Annotated in this window: 20 protein-coding genes; 11 read left to right on the top strand and 9 right to left on the bottom strand. The window is 71.1% G+C overall.

Features of this window, described 5'->3' with window-relative positions:
• Window positions 1–23 precede the first annotated feature (23 nt).
• The 3 genes from AB0N90_RS20350 to AB0N90_RS20340 are packed head-to-tail and all read right to left on the bottom strand — an operon-like array spanning window position 24 to window position 3,176.
• Window positions 24–896 (bottom strand): carbohydrate ABC transporter permease, encoded by an 873-nt coding sequence (locus tag AB0N90_RS20350; RefSeq protein ID WP_365198606.1) that lies wholly within the window; start codon window positions 894–896, stop codon window positions 24–26.
• Window positions 897–927: 31 nt separating this feature from the next.
• Window positions 928–1,836, bottom strand: a complete 909-nt coding sequence (locus AB0N90_RS20345; RefSeq protein WP_365198605.1) for a sugar ABC transporter permease — start codon at window positions 1,834–1,836, stop codon at window positions 928–930.
• A gap of 2 nt (window positions 1,837–1,838) precedes the next feature.
• Window positions 1,839–3,176 (bottom strand): extracellular solute-binding protein, encoded by a 1,338-nt coding sequence (locus tag AB0N90_RS20340; RefSeq protein WP_365198449.1) that lies wholly within the window; start codon window positions 3,174–3,176, stop codon window positions 1,839–1,841.
• Window positions 3,177–3,281: 105 nt separating this feature from the next.
• Between AB0N90_RS20340 and AB0N90_RS20335 the strand changes: the two genes are divergently transcribed.
• The gene (locus AB0N90_RS20335; protein ID WP_365198447.1) at window positions 3,282–4,319 is read left to right on the top strand and encodes a LacI family DNA-binding transcriptional regulator; all 1,038 of its coding nucleotides are present in this window, start codon (window positions 3,282–3,284) and stop codon (window positions 4,317–4,319) included.
• Between the two features lie 150 nt (window positions 4,320–4,469).
• Window positions 4,470–5,471, top strand: coding sequence for an LCP family protein (locus AB0N90_RS20330; protein ID WP_365198602.1), 1,002 nt, complete (start codon window positions 4,470–4,472; stop codon window positions 5,469–5,471).
• Between the two features lie 40 nt (window positions 5,472–5,511).
• Here AB0N90_RS20330 and AB0N90_RS20325 read toward each other — a convergent pair whose 3' ends face one another.
• On the bottom strand, window positions 5,512–6,747 hold the full coding sequence (locus tag AB0N90_RS20325; RefSeq protein WP_365198599.1) for a methyltransferase domain-containing protein: 1,236 nt from the start codon (window positions 6,745–6,747) through the stop codon (window positions 5,512–5,514).
• 91 nt (window positions 6,748–6,838) lie between these two features.
• Here AB0N90_RS20325 and AB0N90_RS20320 point away from each other — a divergent pair, with 91 nt between their 5' ends.
• The 4 genes from AB0N90_RS20320 (at window position 6,839) to groL (ending at window position 11,026) form a co-directional block, all read left to right on the top strand.
• Window positions 6,839–7,756, top strand: coding sequence for a polysaccharide deacetylase family protein (locus AB0N90_RS20320; protein ID WP_365198444.1), 918 nt, complete (start codon window positions 6,839–6,841; stop codon window positions 7,754–7,756).
• Window positions 7,757–8,032: 276 nt separating this feature from the next.
• Complete coding sequence (locus AB0N90_RS20315; RefSeq protein WP_365198442.1) at window positions 8,033–8,647, top strand: hypothetical protein; 615 nt, start codon at window positions 8,033–8,035, stop codon at window positions 8,645–8,647.
• A gap of 319 nt (window positions 8,648–8,966) precedes the next feature.
• Window positions 8,967–9,275 carry a co-chaperone GroES gene (gene groES / locus AB0N90_RS20310; protein WP_037657627.1) on the top strand — a complete coding sequence of 103 codons (309 nt, stop codon included), beginning with the start codon at window positions 8,967–8,969 and terminating at the stop codon, window positions 9,273–9,275.
• A 122-nt stretch (window positions 9,276–9,397) separates the two neighbouring features.
• Window positions 9,398–11,026 (top strand): chaperonin GroEL, encoded by a 1,629-nt coding sequence (gene groL / locus AB0N90_RS20305; protein ID WP_085566147.1) that lies wholly within the window; start codon window positions 9,398–9,400, stop codon window positions 11,024–11,026.
• Between the two features lie 70 nt (window positions 11,027–11,096).
• Here the strand turns inward: groL and AB0N90_RS20300 are convergent, their stop codons facing one another.
• From AB0N90_RS20300 to AB0N90_RS20285, 4 genes are all read right to left on the bottom strand, one after another.
• Window positions 11,097–11,396: a hypothetical protein gene (locus tag AB0N90_RS20300; protein ID WP_365198439.1), complete on the bottom strand. Its 300-nt coding sequence runs from the start codon at window positions 11,394–11,396 to the stop codon at window positions 11,097–11,099.
• 123 nt (window positions 11,397–11,519) lie between these two features.
• Window positions 11,520–12,227 (bottom strand): ester cyclase, encoded by a 708-nt coding sequence (locus AB0N90_RS20295; RefSeq protein WP_365198436.1) that lies wholly within the window; start codon window positions 12,225–12,227, stop codon window positions 11,520–11,522.
• Between the two features lie 89 nt (window positions 12,228–12,316).
• Window positions 12,317–13,090 carry an SDR family oxidoreductase gene (locus tag AB0N90_RS20290; protein ID WP_365198433.1) on the bottom strand — a complete coding sequence of 258 codons (774 nt, stop codon included), beginning with the start codon at window positions 13,088–13,090 and terminating at the stop codon, window positions 12,317–12,319.
• 63 nt (window positions 13,091–13,153) lie between these two features.
• Window positions 13,154–13,822 carry an MOSC domain-containing protein gene (locus tag AB0N90_RS20285; RefSeq protein WP_365198430.1) on the bottom strand — a complete coding sequence of 223 codons (669 nt, stop codon included), beginning with the start codon at window positions 13,820–13,822 and terminating at the stop codon, window positions 13,154–13,156.
• Between the two features lie 80 nt (window positions 13,823–13,902).
• Here AB0N90_RS20285 and AB0N90_RS20280 point away from each other — a divergent pair, with 80 nt between their 5' ends.
• Entirely contained in the window at window positions 13,903–14,808 is a 906-nt protein-coding gene (locus tag AB0N90_RS20280) for a LysR family transcriptional regulator (RefSeq protein WP_085566152.1), read from the top strand.
• 130 nt (window positions 14,809–14,938) lie between these two features.
• Here AB0N90_RS20280 and AB0N90_RS20275 read toward each other — a convergent pair whose 3' ends face one another.
• Window positions 14,939–15,268: a WhiB family transcriptional regulator gene (locus tag AB0N90_RS20275; protein ID WP_361676549.1), complete on the bottom strand. Its 330-nt coding sequence runs from the start codon at window positions 15,266–15,268 to the stop codon at window positions 14,939–14,941.
• 380 nt (window positions 15,269–15,648) lie between these two features.
• Between AB0N90_RS20275 and AB0N90_RS20270 the strand changes: the two genes are divergently transcribed.
• The 4 genes from AB0N90_RS20270 to AB0N90_RS20255 all read left to right on the top strand — a co-directional run bounded on the left by AB0N90_RS20270 (window position 15,649) and on the right by AB0N90_RS20255 (window position 20,222).
• On the top strand, window positions 15,649–16,260 hold the full coding sequence (locus AB0N90_RS20270; RefSeq protein WP_003948568.1) for a response regulator transcription factor: 612 nt from the start codon (window positions 15,649–15,651) through the stop codon (window positions 16,258–16,260).
• 502 nt (window positions 16,261–16,762) lie between these two features.
• A complete protein-coding gene (locus AB0N90_RS20265) occupies window positions 16,763–17,350 on the top strand; it encodes a sigma-70 family RNA polymerase sigma factor (RefSeq protein ID WP_085566153.1) in 588 nt (195 codons plus the stop codon).
• A 139-nt stretch (window positions 17,351–17,489) separates the two neighbouring features.
• Window positions 17,490–18,992 (top strand): IMP dehydrogenase, encoded by a 1,503-nt coding sequence (guaB, locus tag AB0N90_RS20260; RefSeq protein WP_361676546.1) that lies wholly within the window; start codon window positions 17,490–17,492, stop codon window positions 18,990–18,992.
• A gap of 105 nt (window positions 18,993–19,097) precedes the next feature.
• Window positions 19,098–20,222: a GuaB3 family IMP dehydrogenase-related protein gene (locus AB0N90_RS20255; RefSeq protein ID WP_037657642.1), complete on the top strand. Its 1,125-nt coding sequence runs from the start codon at window positions 19,098–19,100 to the stop codon at window positions 20,220–20,222.
• Window positions 20,223–20,271 lie beyond the last annotated feature (49 nt).

Below are 20,271 nucleotides of genomic sequence, written 5' to 3'. Positions count from 1 at the left end.
CGAGAAGGGGGCGCGGGCGGCGGTCACTTGCCGCCCACACCCATCAGGCCGCCCACCAGGGCGCGACGGGCCACCAGATACACGGCGAAGATCGGGATGCCGGAGAGGACGACCGAGGCGAGCAGGGCGGGGATGTCCACACCGAACTGGCTCACGTAGTTGAAGAGTCCGAGGGTCAGCACCCGCGGCCCCTCGGACTGGGTGAAGATCAGCGGGAAGAGGAAGCCGTTCCACGCCTGGAGCGCCGAGTAGATCCCGACGGTGCTGATACCGCCCTTGGACATCGGGATGACCAGCTGGAACAGCATCCGCAGCGGCGAGGCGCCGTCCAGGGCCATCGCCTCGTACACCTCCTCGGAGATGTCCCGGAGGGAGCCGGTGAGCACCAGGATGGCCACCGGCATGGCGAACGCGGCCGTCGGCAGGATGATCGCGAGCAGGCTGTCGTAGAGGTTCAGCTTGGCGATCATCAGATACAGCGGTACGACGACGGCCTGCGCCGGGATCGCCACGCCGAGCAGGAACAGCCGGAAGGCGGCCCCGGACCAGAAGCCCCGGGTGCGCACGGCCACATAGGCGAGCGGCACGCACAGCACCAGCACGATCGCCACGACGGCCACCGCCGCCAGCACGGTGTTCCACAGATAGTGGAAGAACCCGTTGTGCAGCACGGTGCTGTAGTTGGCCAGCGTCGGATGGGCGGGCGGCTTCAGGGCGTTGTTGCCCAGCGCCTCGTCCCGCGGGGTGAGCGAGGCCGTGATCATCGCGTAGACGGGCACGATGACGACGACCAGCCAGACGACCGAGCCGAGGCCGGCCAGCGGATCGGGCCGCCGGGTCCAGTGCCGGCGGCGGCGCCCGCCCGGCCGGGCCGCGGGCGCGGCGCCGGTCTTCACGGGGTGGGGCAGCGTGTCGTGTGACACCTCGTCACATTCCTTCCCGGGTACTGCGCATCGTGCCGAAGCCGGACAGCCGCACCAGCAGCAGCGACAGCGCGGTCGCGGCCACCACCAGGAAGGAGGCGATGGCGCTGGCGTAGCCGAAGTCGTAGCTCTTGAAGCCGGCCTCGTACATCAGGTACGGCAGGATCGCCGTGTCGGTGCCGGGGCCGCCCTGGGTGAGGATCAGGACGGTCTCGAAGTAGGTGAGCGAGCCGACGACCATCAGTACGCCGGAGGTGGTCGCCGTGTTGCGCAGCTGGGGCAGCGTGATGGAGAAGAACCGGCGGTAGCGGCCCGCGCCGTCGATGGCCGCCGCCTGGTAGAGGACCTCGGGGATCTGCCGGGCCCCGCCCTGGTAGATCAGGGTGTGGAAGGGGATGAACTGCCAGCCGCCGACGAACACGATGGCGAGGAAGGCGCCGTCGGTGGAGCCGAGGGTGTCGCCGCGGATGATCCCGAAGTTGGGGTCGAGCAGGGCGTAGAACAGCAGCGAGATCGCCGTCGAGGACAGCAGGAACGGCACGAAGAAGATCGCCGACAGGATCGCGCGGTTGCGCTGGCGGCCCGCAGCCCAGACGCCGAGCAGGATCGAGACGACCGTCTGGAAGGCCCAGCTGACCACCGTGAGCAGCACGGTGACCGTGAGGGACTGGGTGAGCCGGTCGTCGTCGAACAGCTTGCGCCAGTTGGCGAGTCCGGCGGGCCGCGGGTTGCCGAGGCCGTTCCACTCGGTGAAGGACAGACAGAAGGCCAGCACCATCGGGACGGCGGCGAAGAACAGGAAGAACAGGACGCCGGGCAGCGCCAGGGCGGCGTGCGGGCGGCCCGCGTTCGCCCCGGTGCCCCGGCGGGGGCGGCCCGCACTGCTGCGCGAGCCGCCCTCGGTCGTGCCGATGCTCACTTCAGCCCCTGGAGCGCCGAGACGAACTGGCTCGGCGAGGACTTGCCGACGAACAGCTTGTTGACCTCGGTGAGCATCGGCGTCGACACGTTCGGGTCGACGGCCTGGTCCCAGCTCAGCGTGAACGCCGGGGCGTCCTGCACCATCTTGTACTGGAACTTGGCGAACGCCGGGTTCGGCGAGGCGTCGAGCAGGCTCTCGGCGTTGGTCGTGGTCGGGATGTCCCCGTTGGCGATCAGCGCCTTGGCGTACGTCTCGGAGGCGCAGTCGCGCAGGAAGGCGAGCGCCGCGTCCTTGTTGGACGTACGGGCGTTGATCGACCAGTAGTTGGTGGGGTTGCCGACGACATTGCGGATGTCGCCCGCGCCGCCCTCGATGGTCGGGAACGCGGTCCAGCCGAGGTCCTTGCGGGCGAAGTCCGGGAACTTGCCGAGCTGGGTGGAGTACTCCCACGAGCCCATCAGATGCATCGCGGCCTTGCCCTTGGCGAATACGGCCGGGGCGCCGCCGTTGGTGTAGGCGACCGAGTTGAAGCCCTTGCCGAAGGCGCCGTCGTCGATGAGCTGCTTGACCGTCTGGGCGGCCTTCAGGACGGCCGGGTCGCCCCAGCCGGAGGCGTCGCCGTTCTTGATCCGGTCGAAGACCTGGGGCCCGCCGATCCGGTCGACCAGGTACTCCAGCCACATCAGCTCGGGCCAGATGTCCGCGCCGCCGAGCGCGAACGGGGTGATCCCGGCCTTCTTCAGCTTGGTGTTGATGTCCAGCAACTGGTCCCAGGTGGTGGGCGGCTGGAGCTTCCGCTCGGCGAAGAGGGACTTGTTGTAGAAGAGGATCACGGGCTGCATGCCGCGCATGGGTATGCCGTAGTTGTGCCCGCCGATGCCGCCGGCCGTGATCACCGAGGGCAGGAAACCGCTCTTGAGGACCGGGTCGGAGGTGATGGTGCCGGTGAGGTCCACCAGCTGCTTGGCGTCGCGGTACGCCTTGATCGAGCCGCCGCCCCAGTTGAAGAAGATGTCGGGCGCGTTGGGGGAGCCCATCGCGGTGCGCAGCTTCGCCGGGTACTCGGAGCCGGGCACCTTCTCCAGCTTGATCGTGCCCTTGGCCTTCTTCGCGGCGGCCGAGGAGTTGAACCGGTCGATCGCCGCGACCTGGATCTTGGCCGCGTCGTCGCCGTACACGAACGCGGTCAGGGTGCCACCGCCGCCCGACCCCCCGGAGGAGCCGCAGGCCGTGAGTCCGGCGGTGCCGGCGGCGACAAGTGTGGTGGCACCGGCGCCGAGCACCCAGCGCCTGCTGAACGCGCGCCCGCCGTTGGACGTGGTGGACTCCATGACCCTGGCCCTCGCAATGTTTCGAGTGGGGTTCCGAATGTTCCGGGAACGTATGGCGGAACAGGGGCTTCGTCAAGGGGTCGCGCAGGGATTACGATCGCGGGCATGAAGCCTGGGAAGTCCGTGGAAACGCAGACCGCGACGCTCGCTGAGATCGCCCGCGAGGCCGGGGTGTCCGCTCCGACTGTTTCGAAGGTCCTCAACGGCAGAGCCGATGTCGCGCCCTCGACGCGCACTCGCGTCGAGGAGCTGCTGCGCGCCCACGGCTACCGGCGCAGGCGCGCCGAGGCCTCCCGCTCCCCACTGATCGACCTGGTCTTCCACGAGCTGGAGAGCGCCTGGGCGATGGAGGTCATCCGGGGCGTGGAGAACGTGGCGCAGTCCGCGGGGCTCAGCGTGGTGCTGTCCGAGTCCGCCGGTCGGCTCACCCCCGGCCGCTCCTGGGCCGACCAGGTCGCCGCCCGCCGCCCGCACGGCGTGGTGCTCGTCCTGTCCGAGCTGGACGGCGCCCAGCAGGCGCTGCTGACCAGCAGGTCCATCCCGTTCGTGGTGGTCGACCCGGCCGGCGACCCGGGCCCGGACGTGCCCTCCATCGGCGCCACCAACTGGCAGGGCGGGCTCGCGGCCACCCGGCATCTGGTGGAGCTGGGCCACACCCGGATCGGCGCGATCAGCGGCCCGTCCCGGATGATGTGCAGCCGCGCCCGCATCGACGGCTACCGCGCCGCCCTGGAGACGGCCGGGCTGCCCGTCGACCCCTCGCTGATCGTGGCCGGGGACTTCCACCACGACGCCGGCTACCGCCTGGGCATGGAGCTGCTGCGCCGCCCCGACCGGCCGACCGCGGTCTTCGCGGGCAACGACCTGCAGGCCGTGGGCCTGTACGAGGCCGCGCGCGAGCTGGGGCTGCGCATCCCGGAGGACCTCAGCGTGGTCGGCTTCGACGATCTGCCGGTGGCCCGCTGGGTGGGGCCGCCGCTGACGACCGTACGGCAGCCGCTGACCGAGATGGCCGAGGCCGCGGCCCGCCTGGTGCTCGAACTGGGCAGCGCGCAGGAGGAACGCGCCGCCACCCGGCTGGAGTTGGCGACCAGTCTGGTGGTGCGTTCCAGCACGGCGGAGGTGCGGCGGCCGTCCGCGTGATCGAAACTTTCGAGCGGGTGCCGGCGGACCGCATCCGATGAGAATTTCGGAAGAAAACCCCTCCGTGCGGCTTCCGCTAACAGTCCCCTAATAATTCGGACTTACGTTCCTGCCGTGACGCGACACGAGGAGCACGGCCGGCGTTCGAGAGTGCTGCGGATCGCCGGACTCACCCTGGCGGCGGCCCTGGTACTGGGCGTGGCCACGGCCGGTTACGCCTACTGGCATCTGAACAACAACATCAAGGGCGTCGACATCGACAGCGCGCTCGGCGACGACCGCCCCGCGCACGCGATGATCGCGCCCTCCCCGAGCGCCTCCACGGCCGCGGCCGCCCCGCTGCCCGCCGGGTCGCTCAACATCCTGGTGCTGGGCTCTGACTCGCGCAGCGGCAAGGCCGACAAGGAGCTGGGCGGCGGCGACAGTTCGGGCGCCCGCTCGGACACCGCGATGGTGGTGCACCTCGACGCGGGCCGCACCCGCGCCACCGTGGTCAGCATCCCGCGCGACACCCTCGTCACCCGCCCCTCCTGCCCGCTGCCCGACGGGGGTTCGACGGCGGTGGCGTACGGCTCGATGTTCAACAGCGCCTTCTCGGTGGGCGGTCCGGTGTGCGCGGTCAAGACGGTCGAGTCGATCACCGGGGTGCGCATGGACCACTTCGTCGAGATCGACTTCTCCGGCTTCGCCAAGCTGGTCGACGCGCTCGGCGGGGTCGATGTCACCACGACCCAGGACATCGACGACGACAAGAGCCATCTCCATCTGGCGGCCGGCCCCCACCACCTGGACGGCAAGCAGGCGTTGGCCCTCGCCCGCACCCGGCACGGCATCGGCGACGGCAGCGACCTCGGCCGCATAGGTCTGCAACAGCTGCTGGTGAAGGCCCTGTTGGAGCGGATATCCGGCACGAACCTGCTCACCGATCCGGCCAAGCTGTACACGGTCGCCGACGCGGTCACCAAGAGCCTCACCACCGACACCGGCCTCGACTCCCTGACCGAGCTGACCGAGTTGGGCAAGAGCCTGAAGGGGCTGAGCGCGGACCAGGTGAAGACCGTGATGATGCCCGTCGTCACGGCGCCCTCGGACCCCAACCGGGTGATCGCGAAGGAGCCGGACGCCGAGAACCTGTGGGCGACCCTGCGCTGACCGCCGGGCGCGCCGGGCGCAGGATGCGTCGGCCGCCGGGTCAGGGGCCCTCGGGCGGCCGTGCGGGCCCGCCGACCAGCATCGTCGGCGCCCCCGCGACCCGGGTGAGGAACACGGTCGCCGCGTTCGGACCCTGCGGCTTGACCTTGCGCCGCAGCTCCTCCGGCTCGACCGCCGACCCGCGCTTCTTCACGGTCAGCGTCCCGACCTCGCGCTCGCGCAGCAGCGCCTTCAGCTTCTTCAGGTTGAACGGGAGTTGGTCGGTGATCTCGTAGGGAGTGGCGTACGGGGTCGGGTGCAGCTCGTCGGCGGTGATGTACGCGATGGTCGCGTCGATCAGCCCGCCTGCGACCTCCTCGGCCACCTCGGCGACCAGATGCGCGCGGATCACGGCGCCGTCCGGCTCGTACAAGTACCGCCCCACCGGGCGTACTTCGGGATCCGGCAGGCCCCGCCCGAGCAGGGTGCGCGGGCCGGGCAGCAGGGTGGCGCGCACCGCGCCCGGCGCCCCGGTCCCGAACCAGAGCACCGCCTCTTTCACATCGCCGCCGTCCGAGATCCACTCCGCCTCGGCCTCCGGCGGCACCGCCTCGTGCGGGATGCCGGGCGCGATCTTCAGCGCGGCGTGCGGTGCCCGGCGGGCGGCCCCGACGGCCCAGGACAGCGGCGGCGAGTACGCCTCGGGATCGAAGATCCGCCCACCCGTCGCCCGGCCACCACCCCTCATCGACGCGCTTCGCGCGCCTCCTCTTGATTGCCCGCCCCGCCTGGCCGGATCCACGAACACCGCGTCGTACCCGGCGGTGTCCACCTCCGTGACATCGGCCTCCCGCACCTCCATCAGGCCGGTGAGCCCCAGCGCCTCGGCGTTCGCCCGCGCCACGGCCGCCGTCAGCGGGTCCCGGTCCACCGCGAGCACCCGGATCCCGGCCCGCGCCAGCGCGATGGCGTCACCGCCGATCCCGCAGCACAGGTCCGCCACCGAGGTCACCCCGAGATCGGTCAGCCGCCGCGCCCGGTACGCCGCCACGCTCGCCCGCGTCGACTGCTCGACCCCGTTCGGCGTGAAGAACATCCGCTCCGCGTCCGCCGCCGCGAACTTGGCCGCCGCGCGCTGCCGCAGCCGGGCCTGGCCGAGCGCGGCCGACACCAGGTCGGCGGGGTGGTCGCGGCGCAGCCGGGTGGCGACGGCCAGTTCATCGGCCGGGGCGGTGCCGCGGACCTCTTCGAGGAGGGCCCGGCCTTCGGGGGTGAGGAGAGGAGCGAGGTCGTTCACCGGGTCATTGTGGGCCAGTCGGTGGATGGTGCGCGTCAGGGCGGCGTTGCCGACCGGGGAGCGGGGCTGGTGCCTGCGAAGATCCAGCACCATGCGACTAGTAGTACAAAATGACAAAAGTCGGGCACGGGTCGCCCTCGGCTGTGCCGCCGCCGTCCTCGCCTCGACCGCCCTCGTCACCGGCTGCTCCGGTTCCGGCTCCGGCGCGGGCACCGCCCGCCCGGCCGCGGGCCAGGGCGCGGCCGGTCACGCCGCCCCCGACCCGCGCGCGGCCCAGGCCGCGGAACACACCCGCATGGTCGCCGCCGCGAAACGCTGGGGCCTGGACGAGGTCCCGATCGCGCCCCCGGCGCCGCCCAAGGTGAAGCCCCGCATCACCGCGCGCGCCGGCTTCGAGGTGGACCACCAGGAGGACTGGGGCCTGCCGCCGGTCTTCACCACCGTCCCGACCAAGAACAAGGTCGTCTTCCTCACCATCGACGACGGCTCGGAGAAGGACCCCCGGTTCCTCCAGATGATGCGGGACCTGAAGATCCCGTACACCGCCTTCCTCAGCAACTACCTGGTCAAGGACGACTACGGCTACTTCCGCAAGGCCCAGTCCTACGGCAACACCCTCAACAACCACACCCTCACCCACCCCTATCTGCCGGGGCTGTCCTACGAGCAGCAGAAGCACGAGATCTGTGACATGCAGGACATCATGCAGAAGCAGTTCGGTAAACGCCCGACCGTCCTGCGCCCGCCCTACGGCAACTACAACCAGGACACCCTGGTCGCCGCCAAGTCCTGCGGCATCAAGTACGCCCCGATCTGGAACGAGGAGGTGTACGTCGACCACTGGGAGTTCCGCGAGGACGACCAGCAGCTGCGCCGGGGCGACATCGTCCTCACCCACTTCCGCGGCCGCAGCGACTGGGACGGCACGATGGTCGACGACATGCGCCGCTTCCTGAACAAGGTGACGCGCGAGGGGTACGCGGTGGCACGGCTGGAGGACTACCTGTGAGTCGGCCGCCTCGGTCACGGGGGGCGCGGTGAGGTGTCCGACGACGGGGCGCCGCCGGGGCGCCCGGCCGGTGGATCGCCGGTGAGCCGTACGGCCGGTGGACGGCGCGTCGGGCGGACGGCCGGGGCGTCGCCGCCGGGGCACGGGGCCGCCGCCGGCCGGGCGAAGGCGAGGGGCCCGGCCGGTGGAGCGGTGGTGGGTGGGGCGGCCGGTGGGGCGACGGCAGTCCGGCCGGCCGGAAGGACGCCGGTGCGGCGCCGGGCCGATGGGCGGTCGGTGCGGCGGCGTTCGCGAGGTGCGGCGCTGCTGTCCGTCCCGGCCGGCGTCCTCGCCGCGGTCCTGTTCCTCGCCGGGTGCGCCCAGCCCGTCGTACCCATCGAACGCCTCGGCAGGAAGGCGGCGGAGGGGGTGCGACCGCACGTCCGGCCGCTCGCCGCGCCGCCGTCCCGGCTGCCCCTGCCCCCGGTCGTGGACCACGTCCCCACCCGCGACCGGGTCGTCTTCCTCACCTACGACGCCACCGACCGCCCCACCGTGCTCCGCGAACTGCGCCTCCCGGTGCGCCGGTTCACCCCCGGGCTCCGCCCCCTGGCGGGAAGGCCGTACGCCACCCAGCGCGCCGCGCTCTGCGCCCGCCGCACCCGTCTCCTGCGCCCACCCCGGGGCGGGTACGACCCGACGACCCTGCGCGCGGCCGCCGACTGCGGCGTCACCACCGTCGTCCTGTGGCGCGCCACCCTCACCCCGACGGGCCTCACCTACCCCCGGGGCCCGCACCACCTCCGCCGGGGCGACATCATCCGCCTCCTCCCGGACGCCCCCACGGCCCCCCTCTTGGACGCCATGCACAGACGAAACCTGACGGCGGCACGGCTGGAGGATTACCTGTAGTCCTTCCCGCCCGTCCGGCGCTTGAGGACGGAGGCCGAAGGCCGACAGCGGGGGTCCGGGGGCGCAGCCCCTGGTACGGCGCGCCCGGTATCGCCCGCCGACCAACGCTCCCGCACCCGCGTTTTCGGCCGACGCGCCGGGCGTCATTGGCACTCCGCTTGACCGAGTGCTAATCCCGGTCATAGTCTCGGCTCTGGCACTCCCCACTGGAGAGTGCCAACAACGCGACGGGCAGGTCCGGCACCCGCGACGACGGATCGACCTGGTCGCCACCTCAGACAGTTAACCCCGTGAGATCTCCGAAGGGGGAGGTCGGATCGTGACGACCGCCAGCACCAAGGTTGCCATCAAGCCGCTCGAGGACCGCATCGTGGTCCAGCCGCTCGACGCCGAGCAGACCACGGCCTCTGGCCTGGTCATCCCGGACACCGCGAAGGAGAAGCCCCAGGAGGGCGCCGTCCTCGCCGTCGGTCCGGGTCGCTTCGAGAACGGCGAGCGCCTGCCGCTCGACGTCAAGGTCGGCGACGTCGTTCTGTACAGCAAGTACGGCGGCACCGAGGTGAAGTACAACGGCGAGGAGTTCCTCGTCCTCTCGGCTCGCGACGTGCTCGCGATCATCGAGAAGTAATTCACCCCGAGCAAACCTCTGCTCTGAGCTGCGCCCCTGGCCCCCGCGACCGATAACGAAGCCGGGCGTCCGGGGCGCAGTTCGTCTTTTATCCACAAGATTTCGAGAGGGCTCCCGCTGTCATGGCGAAGATCCTGAAGTTCGACGAGGACGCCCGTCGCGCCCTCGAGCGCGGCGTCAACAAGCTGGCCGACACGGTGAAGGTGACGATCGGCCCCCGGGGTCGCAACGTCGTCATCGACAAGAAGTTCGGCGCCCCCACCATCACCAACGACGGTGTCACGATCGCCCGTGAGGTCGAGATCGAGGACCCGTACGAGAACCTCGGTGCGCAGCTGGTGAAGGAGGTGGCGACCAAGACCAACGACATCGCGGGTGACGGCACCACCACCGCCACCGTGCTCGCCCAGGCGCTGGTCCGCGAGGGCCTGCGCAACGTCGCCGCCGGTGCCTCCCCGGCCGCCCTGAAGAAGGGCATCGACGCCGCCGTCAAGGCGATCTCCGAGGACCTGCTCGCCACGGCCCGCCCGATCGACGAGAAGTCCGACATCGCCGCCGTCGCCGCGCTGTCCGCCCAGGACCAGCAGGTCGGCGAGCTGATCGCCGAGGCCATGGACAAGGTCGGCAAGGACGGTGTCATCACCGTCGAGGAGTCCAACACCTTCGGTCTGGAGCTGGACTTCACCGAGGGCATGGCCTTCGACAAGGGCTACCTGTCCCCGTACTTCGTGACGGACCAGGAGCGTATGGAGGCCGTCCTCGACGACCCGTACATCCTGATCCACCAGGGCAAGATCTCCGCCATCGCGGACCTGCTGCCGCTCCTGGAGAAGGTCATCCAGTCCGGCTCCAAGCCGCTGCTGATCATCGCCGAGGACGTCGACGGCGAGGCCCTGTCGACCCTGGTCGTCAACAAGATCCGCGGCACCTTCAACGCCGTCGCGGTGAAGGCCCCCGGCTTCGGCGACCGCCGCAAGGCGATGCTCCAGGACATGGCCGTCCTCACCGGCGCCACCGTCATCTCCGAAGAGGTCGGCCTCAAGGTCGACCAGGTCGGCATCGACGTGCTCGGCTCCGCCCGCCGCGTCACCGTCACCAAGGACGACACCACGATCGTCGAGGGTGCCGGCAAGTCGGAGGACCTGAGCGGCCGCGTCGCGCAGATCAAGGCCGAGATCGAGAACACCGACTCCGACTGGGACCGCGAGAAGCTCCAGGAGCGCCTCGCGAAGCTGGCCGGCGGCGTGTGCGTGATCAAGGTCGGCGCCGCCACCGAGGTGGAGCTGAAGGAGAAGAAGCACCGTCTGGAGGACGCCATCTCCGCGACCCGCGCCGCGGTCGAGGAGGGCATCGTCTCCGGTGGTGGCTCCGCCCTGGTGCACGCCTCCAAGGTCCTTGAGGGCAACCTCGACAAGACCGGCGACGAGGCCACCGGTGTCGCCGTGGTCCGCAACGCGGTCGTCGAGCCGCTGCGCTGGATCGGCGAGAACGCCGGCCAGGAGGGCTACGTCATCGTCTCCAAGGTCAAGGACCTGGAGAAGGGTCAGGGCTACAACGCCGCCACCGGTGAGTACGGCGACCTGGTCAAGGCCGGCGTCATCGACCCGGTCAAGGTGACCCGCTCCGCCCTGGAGAACGCCGCCTCCATCGCCTCCCTGCTGCTCACGACCGAGACCCTGGTCGTCGAGAAGAAGGAAGAGGAGCCGGAGGCCGCCGCGGGCCATGGCCACAGCCACGGCCACGCCCACTGAGCCTCGACGCTCTGACCGAAGGCCCGGCACCCCTCAGGGGGCGCCGGGCCTTCGCGCTGCCGCACTCCCCTCAGCCGCGCCCGGCCTCATCCCGCTTCTCGGCCTCGGACCCCCCGAAGACGTACCGCATCAGTTCCGCGTCCTTCTTCGGCACGATCAGGTCGTACGTCCCGTTGCCCCGGCCGATCGACGTCATCACCGCCCCGCCGATGCTCTTGGTGAACCCGACGACCCGCAAGGGCTGTCCGCCCCTGAAGTCGGCTATGTCCTGAGCGGATGAGCGCCGCCGGATCCGTGCCCATCGCAGCAGCACGTCCACCCCGGTCTCGGTGCCCGCGGACCGCCGCGCCGAGAGACCCCCCTGTGCCATCTTTTCCTCTTCCTTCGGCCGCCCCGGGCCGGTGTTCGAACAGAGTTCCCCATGGGAACCGCGAGGCCGCAGACTGTCCGCCGGATCAGCCGGTACCGCCCGGGCGGGAATCCCGGTCGCCCGTTAGTTCTCCAACTCGTCCAGTGCGCCCAGCTGTTGCATCAGGCCCAGCTGGTCGTGCTGCCACCAGGTTTCGGTGATCTTGCCGTCGGGGGCGAGGCGGAAGAGGGTGGTGCCGGTCATGGTGACGGCGCGGCCGGTCGCGGGGATGCCGAGGAAGTCGCCCCGGTGGGTGGCCCGCCAGGTCCAGCGGGCGCAGGCGCGGTCGTCCTGGACGAGGACGTCCTCGACGCTGAAGGCGCCCTCGAAGGCGGAACGCCACATGCGGTACTCGGCGCGCGCGTTGTCCAGGCCGATGGTGTCCTGCGGGTTCACCGGGTCGTGGCTGTGCACGTCCTCGGCCAGCAGATCGTTGAGCGGGAGCAGTTCGCCGGGGGCCGCGAGGGTGGTGAAGAAGCGTCGTACGGTGTCCTCGGCCGGCCGCTCGGCCCGCACCACGTCGAGGTCCATGAGCACGGGCGCCTCGTCGCACAGGGCGGCCATCTCCCGGAAGACCCGGTCGCTCTCCGGCCGGCCGGAGCCGCGCATCGCGTCCTCGTACGACGGGAACTCCACGACCTCCACCAGGTGCGCGGCGTCCGAACGGTCCTGGCCGACCAGGGTGTGCGTCGCCGTCCGCCGCCCCCTGGCCTGTGCGACCCAGTCGTCCATGAGCCGGTTCATCTCGTCCGGCCGGCTCGTCCTGCACTCGATGAGCTGTACGAAGGTCATGGCGCCGCCTCCGGCCCCCCTGATCCGGTCGTCTCCTCCCATTTTCCCACCGGACCGCCGTCGGCACCCGCCCGCGGGCCGCGCCGTGCCTACTGCGGGCCGTACTTGCGCCCAGTGCGGGAGGTGACCCCGCCGAGGAGCCCGCGCGGGGTGACCTTCACCAGACCCATCAGCGCCTTGTAACGGGGGTCCGGGACCGACAGCGACTTGCCGCGCGCCAGGTCGGCGAGGGCCGCCGCGACCAGCTTGTCGGCGTCCAGCCACATCCAGCCGGGGATGTTGTCCGTGCCCATCCCGGCCCGCTGATGGAACTCGGTGCGCACGAAGCCGGGGCACAGCACCATCAGCCGCACCCCGGTACCGGCCAGGTCCCGCGCCGCGCCCTGGGTGAACTGCACGACCCACGCCTTGGACGCGCCGTAGGTGCCCCGGGGCACGAAGGCCGCCACCGAGGCGACATTGACCACCCCGCCCCGGCCGCGCTCGCGCATCGCCCCGGCCGCCGCCGACGTCAGCCGCAGCACCGCCTCGCAGTGCACCTTGAGCATCGTCAGCTCGTCCGCCATGGAGACTTCCAGATAGCGGCCCTTGTTGCCGAAACCGGCGTTGTTGATCAGCAGGTCGACCGGGTTCTTGCGGTCGCCGAGCCGGTCGGCGACGGTCTCGATGCCCTTGTCCCCGGAGAGGTCGGCGGGCAGCACCTCCGCCTCGATGCCGTGCCGGTCGTGCAACTCGGTCGCCTGTTCGCGCAGCCGCTTGGCGTCCCGTGCCACCAGGACGAGGTCATGCCCGTCAGCCGCCAGCCGCCGCGCGAAGGCGGCGCCGATCCCCGCGGTCGATCCCGTAATCAGAGCCGTTGTCATGACCCAAGGTTAGTGATCGCGGGCGATCCGGACATGCGGTGTCCGCCATGCGGTGACGGCCTCTCAGCGGGCCTGATCCGCGACGTACTTGCGGGCTGCGGCCAGCGCCTCCGGGTGCAGGTCCTCGCCCGCCGCGAGCAGCCGGGGCAGCAGCTCCCGCTCGGTGGTGGTCGCGCGGAACTCCATCGCCGCCGTCACTCCGTGGCCGGGCCGGTGCAGGATCTCGACGGCGTCGCCCGCGCGTATCTCGCCGGGCTCGATCACCCGGAGGTAGGCACCCGTCGCCGCCTTCCGGGTGAACCTGCGGACCCAGCCCGGCTCGCCCAGATGGCCCTGGAAGGTGCGGCACGGGATACGGCCCGAGGTCACCTGGAGCACCACCGCCGGACCGATCCGCCAGCGCTCGCCGATCAGCGCCCCGGAGACATCGAGCCCGTCGGTCGTGATGTTCTCCCCGAAGCAGCCGTTGGCCAGGGTGCGGCCCAGCTCGCGCTCCCAGTCGTCCAGGTCCTCGCGCGCGAACGCGTACACCGCCTGGTCGTCGCCGCCGTGATGCTTCAGGTCGCACACCGCGTCCCCGGCCAGCCCGCTGCCCGCGGTCCCCTTCGGACCCGGCGCGGACACCATGACAGGCCCCTCGACCGGCCTCTTGTCGATGCCCGTCAGGCCGTCCGGCTGGCTCGTGTACGGCGCCGGGCGGGCCTGCCCGACGTTGACGGAGAGAAGCTTCATGCCCGCACCGTACGGGATCGTTACTCAAAGCGTCGAGCGAATTTAGGACGTCGACCCCAAGATTGCCTTATGCTTGAGGGGTGATCGAGGCCCGTCATCTCCGTGTCCTGCGCGCCGTCGCCGCCACCGGTTCCTTCTCGGCGGCCGGGCGCGAACTGGGCTGCACCCAGCCCGCCGTCAGCCAGCAGATGAAGGCCCTGGAGACCTCCGTCGGCACCCCGCTGCTGATCCGCGCGGGCCGTGAGATGCGGCTGACCCAGGCGGGCGAGGCCCTGGTCAGGCACGCCTCCGGCATCCTCGCCGGGCTCACCGCCGCCGAGGAGGAGGTCGCCGCCATCGCGGGCCTGCGGGCCGGCCGGGTCCGGCTGGTCTCCTTCCCGAGCGGCAGCTCCACCCTGGTCCCCACCGCCCTGGCCGCCCTGCGCGCCGCGCACCCCGGCACCCGGGTCTCCCTGGAGGAGGCCGAACCCCCGCGCTCCGTCGAGCTGCTGCGCGAGGGCGACTGCGATCTCGCCCTGGCCTTCCGCTACGAGGGCGCGGCGGTCACCGAGGACTGGGACGACCTGGTGGTACGCCCCCTGCTGACCGACCGTCTGGTGGCCCTGGTGCCCGAGCGGCACCGGCTCGCGCGCGCCGAGACCGTCGCCATCGGAGAGCTGGCCGAGGAGCCCTGGATCGCGGGCTGCCCGCGCTGCCGGGGCCAGCTGGTGGAGGTCTGCCAGGGCGCCGGGTTCGCGCCGCGCATCGACTTCGCCACCGACGACTATCCGGCGGTCGCCGGCCTGGTGGGCGCGGGTCTGGGCGTGGCCGTACTGCCGCAGCTCGCGGTGGAGTCGGTACGGCCGCGAGGGGTGCGCGCGGTGCGCCTGGAGCCGGCGGTGCGGCGGGAGATCGTCGCGCTCACCCTGCCCGATCTGGCGCAGGTGCCGGCGGTGGCGGCGACGCTGGAGCAGCTGGCCCGGGCGGCCGGGCGCACAGCTCAGTAGGGCAGCCCGGCAGGGACTCCGGGCGGCGCCGGGGCGTGAAACCGCGCGGAGTCGCGGGCACGCGCGCGGTGTGCCCGGAGGGACGGAGATATCGGCGCACCCGACGGGCCCCGGGTGCAGAAACGTTCCTTCAGTGGCTCTGGGCGGTGTCCCCGCCGGTGGCCGAGGCGGCCACCAGACGGTTGCGTGCCCGCCCCATCAGCTCCTCGCGCTCGTCCTCGGTCAGGCCGCCCCAGACGCCGTACGGTTCGCGCACGGCAAGCGCGTGCGCCGCGCACTCCGCACGGACCGGGCACCTCATGCAGACCTCCTTGGCCGAGTTCTCGCGAGCGCTCCGAGCCGCCCCGCGCTCGCCCTCCGGGTGAAAGAAGAGCGAGCTGTCCACCCCGCGGCAAGCAGCCAGCAGCTGCCAGTCCCACAGGTCCGCGTTCGGTCCGGGAAGGCGGGAGAAATCTGCCATTACGTGACCCCTTGTAGCCGTTCTGGGCGGATACGGTGCCAACGACCGTACATCTCCGGTCTAAGGAGATGTAAATATGACTCATTGCGAATCTAGCCCCGAACACTACGAAACGGGAAGAAAAGCAGCTGAATGGGGCATAGGTTGTGATGAAAAGTTGAGGGTCCGTTGGGCATGTCTGCACCGTGTCGGTGCCCTCACGTAGAGTGCCGATGACGGCGTGCAGCCCCGTAACTCTTTCGAGTGACCGTCGTTGAGAGTGCGGAGGCGGTTGAAAACACAAGCGCTCGGGCAGGCGTCCGAGACGGTCGACCGCACAGGTGAGATTCCGTACCAGCCTGGAGGCTCAAGGTGACGCGCATCAGCTGCGGAGGGCGGTCATGACATCCGTCCTCGTCTGCGACGACTCCCCGCTTGCCCGAGAAGCGCTCCGCCGCGCGGTCGCGACCGTGCCCGGTGTCGAGCGTGTGACGACGGCGGCCAACGGCGAGGAAGTCCTCCGCCGCTGGGGCGCCGATCGCTCCGACCTCATCCTGATGGATGTCCGCATGCCCGGCCTGGGCGGCGTCGAGACGGTCCGCCGATTGCTGTCCGCCGATCCCGGCGCGCGCATCATCATGCTGACCGTCGCCGAGGACCTGGACGGCGTGGCCCTCGCGGTCGCCGCCGGTGCCCGGGGCTATCTGCACAAGGACGCCTCGCGCGCCGAACTGCGGGCCACGGTCACGCAGGCCCTCGCCGACCCGACCTGGAGGCTGGCCCCGCGCCGGCTGCGCTCGGCCGAGATGGGCGCCGCGCCCACGCTCACCGCGCGCGAGATCCAGGTCCTGGAGGGCATGAGCCACGGCCGCTCGAACGCCGAGATCGGTCGTGAGCTGTTCCTCTCCGAGGACACCGTCAAGACCCACGCCCGGCGCCTGTTCAAGAAGCTCGGTGCCTCGGACCGTGCCCACGCGGTGGCCCTCGGCTTCCGCTGGGGCCTGGTCAGGTAGGACCCGGCGGGCCCCGCGCGCCGTGCCGCGCGGGGCCGGGCGAGCCCTGGCTCTCGGGAGCCGTCGCGAAGACGCCCCGGGTGCCCGGGATCCTCGCCGGTCCGGCGGGCGGATCCGGAGCAGACCCCCTGGTCGGCGCGGCGCGCCCCGCTCGCGGCGGCACCGTCCGTGTCGCGTCGTGGGTCCTCGGCGGCTTCCCGTGCCCGGTGCCCGTCCCTGCGGGTTCCCGGGGGCAGGTGTCCTTCCGGCCGGCCGGAAGATACCGCGTACGCTCCGCCAGGACGTGCCGTACGGCGGCGTGCAAGGCGGCCCACCGGACGGGCGCTGCTCGTTTCGGCGCGGATGCCGCATCCTTGAGGGTGTGGAGTCTCTCGGGGACGAGTCGGTCGAGCGGAAGGGGAGGGCGCAGGGGATGAGTGCCGGCGCACCTGCTCATAACGCTTCGGTGCACAACCATCAGCACGATGCGACGGACCGGACGGCCACAGGGCACCATGGACCGATGCGCGAGGACGAGGCGGGCACGGCCCAGGGGGCGATCGGTGCCCTCGTGCTTCGTGCCGTCGACGGCGACGAACAGGCCACGCACGACCTGCTCGCGCACGTCCATCCGCTGGCGCTGCGCTACTGCCGCACCCGGCTGTCGCGACTGCCCGGCGACGCGCGCCACTTCGTGGAGGACCTCGCCCAGGAGGTCTGTGTCGCCGTCCTGCTCGCGCTGCCCCGCTACCGGGACACCGGGCGGCCCTTCGAGGCGTTCGTCTTCGCCATCGCCTCGCACAAGGTCGCCGATCTCCAGCGCGCCGCGATGCGCCATCCGGGTTCGACCGCCGTGCCCTCCGACGAGATGCCCGAGCGGCCCGACGACTCGCTCGGCCCCGAGGAGCGCGCCCTGCTCAGCAGCGATGCCGAGTGGGCCAAGAAACTGCTGGCCAACCTCCCCGAGAACCAGCGCGAACTGCTGCTGCTGCGCATCGCGGTGGGCCTCACGGCGGAGGAAACCGGACAGATGTTGGGAATGTCACCCGGAGCGGTCAGGGTCGCCCAGCACCGGGCCCTGAGCCGGCTGCGGGCCCTGGCCGAGCAGTAGCGGCATCGCCGTAGGACGTCTTCGCGAACACCGTATGAACATACGAAGCCGAAGGTGATCTTCCGCCGTGGAATTTGCTGGCCACGCCTGCCGTTAGCATGGACATCCGCACCGAGCAAGGCCATTTGGGGAAGGTGTCATGACTGCCAACGTCGACGGAGTGCCCGGAAAATTCGCGACACTCGGGCTGACCTACGACGACGTGCTGCTGCTGCCGGGGGCCTCCGAGGTGCTCCCCAACGCGGTCGACACCTCGTCCCGCATCTCCCGCAACGTCCGGGTGAACATCCCGATGCTCTCGGCGGCGATGGACAAGGTGACCGAGTCGCGCATGGCCATCGCCATGGCCCGCCTCGGTGGCGTCGGCGTCCTGCACCGCAACCTCTCCGTCGAGGACCAGGTCAACCAGGTCGACCTGGTGAAGCGGTCCGAGTCCGGCATGGTCACCGACCCGATCACGGTGCACCCGGAGGCCACGCTCGCCGAGGCCGACGCCCTGTGCGCCAAGTTCCGCATCAGCGGTGTCCCGGTCACCGACCCGGCCGGCAAGCTGCTCGGCATCGTGACCAACCGCGACATGGCCTTCGAGAGCGACCGCAGCCGTCGGGTGCACGAGGTCATGACCCCGATGCCGCTGGTCACCGGCAAGGTCGGCACCTCCGGCCCGGAGGCCATGGAGCTGCTGCGCAAGCACAAGATCGAGAAGCTGCCGCTGGTCGACGAGGCGGGCGTCCTCAAGGGCCTCATCACGGTCAAGGACTTCGTCAAGGCCGAGCAGTACCCGAACGCCGCCAAGGACGCCGAGGGCCGCCTGCTCGTCGGTGCCGCCGTCGGCGCGAGCCCCGAGGCGCTGGAGCGCGCCCAGGCGCTCGCCGAGGCCGGCGCGGACTTCCTGGTCGTCGACACCTCGCACGGCCACAACAGCAACGCCCTCAGCTGGATGGCGAAGATCAAGGCCGGCGTGAGCGTGGACGTGATCGGCGGCAATGTCGCCACCCGTGACGGCGCCCAGGCGCTCATCGACGCCGGTGTCGACGGCATCAAGGTGGGTGTCGGACCCGGCTCGATCTGCACCACCCGGGTGGTCGCCGGTATCGGTGTCCCGCAGGTCACGGCCATCTACGAGGCGTCCCGCGCCGCCCGCCAGGCGGGCATCCCGCTGATCGGCGACGGTGGCCTCCAGTACTCCGGCGACATCGGCAAGGCCCTCGCGGCCGGCGCCGACACCGTGATGCTGGGCAGCCTCCTGGCCGGCTGCGAGGAGTCGCCGGGCGAGCTGCTGTTCATCAACGGCAAGCAGTTCAAGTCGTACCGCGGCATGGGCTCGCTGGGCGCCATGCAGTCCCGCGGCCAGGGCCGGTCGTACTCGAAGGACCGCTACTTCCAGGCCGAGGTGGCGTCCGACGACAAGCTCGTGCCCGAGGGCGTCGAGGGCCAGGTGCCCTACCGCGGCCCGCTCGCCAACGTGCTGCACCAGCTGGTCGGCGGTCTGCGCCAGACCATGGGCTACGTGGGCGCGGCCACCATCGAGGAGATGGAGTCCAAGGGCCGCTTCGTGCGGATCACCTCCGCGGGCCTCAAGGAGAGCCACCCGCACGACATCCAGATGACGGTCGAGGCGCCGAACTACAGCGCCAAGTAGTCACCAGAGCGTGCCGAAGGCGGTCCCGGAACATCCGGGGCCGCCTTTGTCGTACCCGTCGGCGATACTGGAAGGCGCTGAACGCAACAGGGAAAGGCCACAGACGTGACTGAGATCGAGATCGGGCGCGGCAAGCGCGGCCGCCGGGCGTACGCCTTCGACGACATCGCCGTCGTCCCCAGCCGCCGTACGCGGGACCCGAAGGAGGTCTCGATCGCCTGGCAGATCGACGCCTACCGCTTCGAGCTGCCCTTCCTGGCGGCTCCCATGGACTCCGTGGTCTCCCCGGCCACCGCGATCCGCATCGGCGAGCTGGGCGGCCTCGGCGTGCTCAACCTCGAAGGCCTGTGGACGCGGTACGAGGACCCGCAGCCGCTGCTGGACGAGATCACCGAGCTGCCGGCCGAGCGCGCCACCCGCCGCCTCCAGGAGATCTACGCGGCGCCCATCAAGGAGGAGCTGATCGGCGCCCGCATCAAGGAGGTGCGCGACTCCGGTGTGGTCACGGCCGCCGCGCTCTCCCCGCAGCGCACCGCCCAGTTCTCCAAGGCGGTCGTGGACGCGGGCGTGGACATCTTCGTGATCCGCGGCACCACGGTCTCCGCGGAGCATGTGTCCTCCTCGCACGAGCCGCTGAACCTGAAGCAGTTCATCTACGAGCTGGACGTCCCGGTGATCGTCGGCGGCTGCGCCACCTACACCGCCGCCCTGCACCTGATGCGCACCGGCGCGGCCGGCGTCCTGGTCGGCTTCGGCGGCGGCGCCGCGCACACCACCCGCAATGTGCTGGGCATCCAGGTCCCGATGGCCACCGCCGTCGCCGATGTGGCCGCGGCCCGCCGTGACTACATGGACGAGTCCGGCGGCCGCTATGTGCACGTGATCGCGGACGGCGGTGTCGGCTGGTCCGGCGACCTGCCCAAGGCGATCGCCTGTGGCGCCGACGCGGTGATGATGGGCTCCCCGCTGGCCCGCGCCACGGACGCGCCCGGCAAGGGCCACCACTGGGGCATGGAGGCGGTCAACGAGGAGCTGCCGCGCGGCAAGAAGGTCGACCTCGGCACCGTCGGCACCATCGAGGAGGTCCTCACCGGCCCGTCCCACACCCCGGACGGCTCGATGAACCTCTTCGGCGCCCTGCGCCGCGCCATGTCCACCACCGGCTACAGCGAGCTCAAGGAGTTCCAGCGGGTCGAGGTGACGGTCGCGGACAGCCAGCACAAGCGCTGATCCCCGTCTTTCTCTGTGGGGCCCTGACCACTCCGACCGAGTGGTCAGG

It is taken from the genome of Streptomyces sp. NPDC093018, assembly GCF_040684035.1.
Lineage (GTDB): Bacteria > Actinomycetota > Actinomycetes > Streptomycetales > Streptomycetaceae > Streptomyces > Streptomyces murinus.
Note: the sequence above shows the minus strand (reverse complement) of the source record. Positions and strands in the feature narration are given on the sequence as shown.

What these genes read in the sequence shown, in the direction of transcription:
- guaB (WP_361676546.1), top strand. Translation starts at nt 17,490, where the DNA reads ATGACTGCCAACGTCGACGGAGTGCCCGGAAAATTCGCGACACTCGGG.
- AB0N90_RS20335 (WP_365198447.1), top strand. Translation starts at nt 3,282, where the DNA reads ATGAAGCCTGGGAAGTCCGTGGAAACGCAGACCGCGACGCTCGCTGAG.
- AB0N90_RS20270 (WP_003948568.1), top strand. Translation starts at nt 15,649, where the DNA reads ATGACATCCGTCCTCGTCTGCGACGACTCCCCGCTTGCCCGAGAAGCG.
- AB0N90_RS20320 (WP_365198444.1), top strand. Translation starts at nt 6,839, where the DNA reads ATGCGACTAGTAGTACAAAATGACAAAAGTCGGGCACGGGTCGCCCTC.
- AB0N90_RS20300 (WP_365198439.1), bottom strand. Translation starts at nt 11,396, where the DNA reads ATGGCACAGGGGGGTCTCTCGGCGCGGCGGTCCGCGGGCACCGAGACC.
- AB0N90_RS20285 (WP_365198430.1), bottom strand. Translation starts at nt 13,822, where the DNA reads ATGAAGCTTCTCTCCGTCAACGTCGGGCAGGCCCGCCCGGCGCCGTAC.
- AB0N90_RS20275 (WP_361676549.1), bottom strand. Translation starts at nt 15,268, where the DNA reads ATGGCAGATTTCTCCCGCCTTCCCGGACCGAACGCGGACCTGTGGGAC.
- AB0N90_RS20265 (WP_085566153.1), top strand. Translation starts at nt 16,763, where the DNA reads ATGCGCGAGGACGAGGCGGGCACGGCCCAGGGGGCGATCGGTGCCCTC.
- AB0N90_RS20290 (WP_365198433.1), bottom strand. Translation starts at nt 13,090, where the DNA reads ATGACAACGGCTCTGATTACGGGATCGACCGCGGGGATCGGCGCCGCC.
- groL (WP_085566147.1), top strand. Translation starts at nt 9,398, where the DNA reads ATGGCGAAGATCCTGAAGTTCGACGAGGACGCCCGTCGCGCCCTCGAG.
- AB0N90_RS20340 (WP_365198449.1), bottom strand. Translation starts at nt 3,176, where the DNA reads ATGGAGTCCACCACGTCCAACGGCGGGCGCGCGTTCAGCAGGCGCTGG.
- AB0N90_RS20295 (WP_365198436.1), bottom strand. Translation starts at nt 12,227, where the DNA reads ATGACCTTCGTACAGCTCATCGAGTGCAGGACGAGCCGGCCGGACGAG.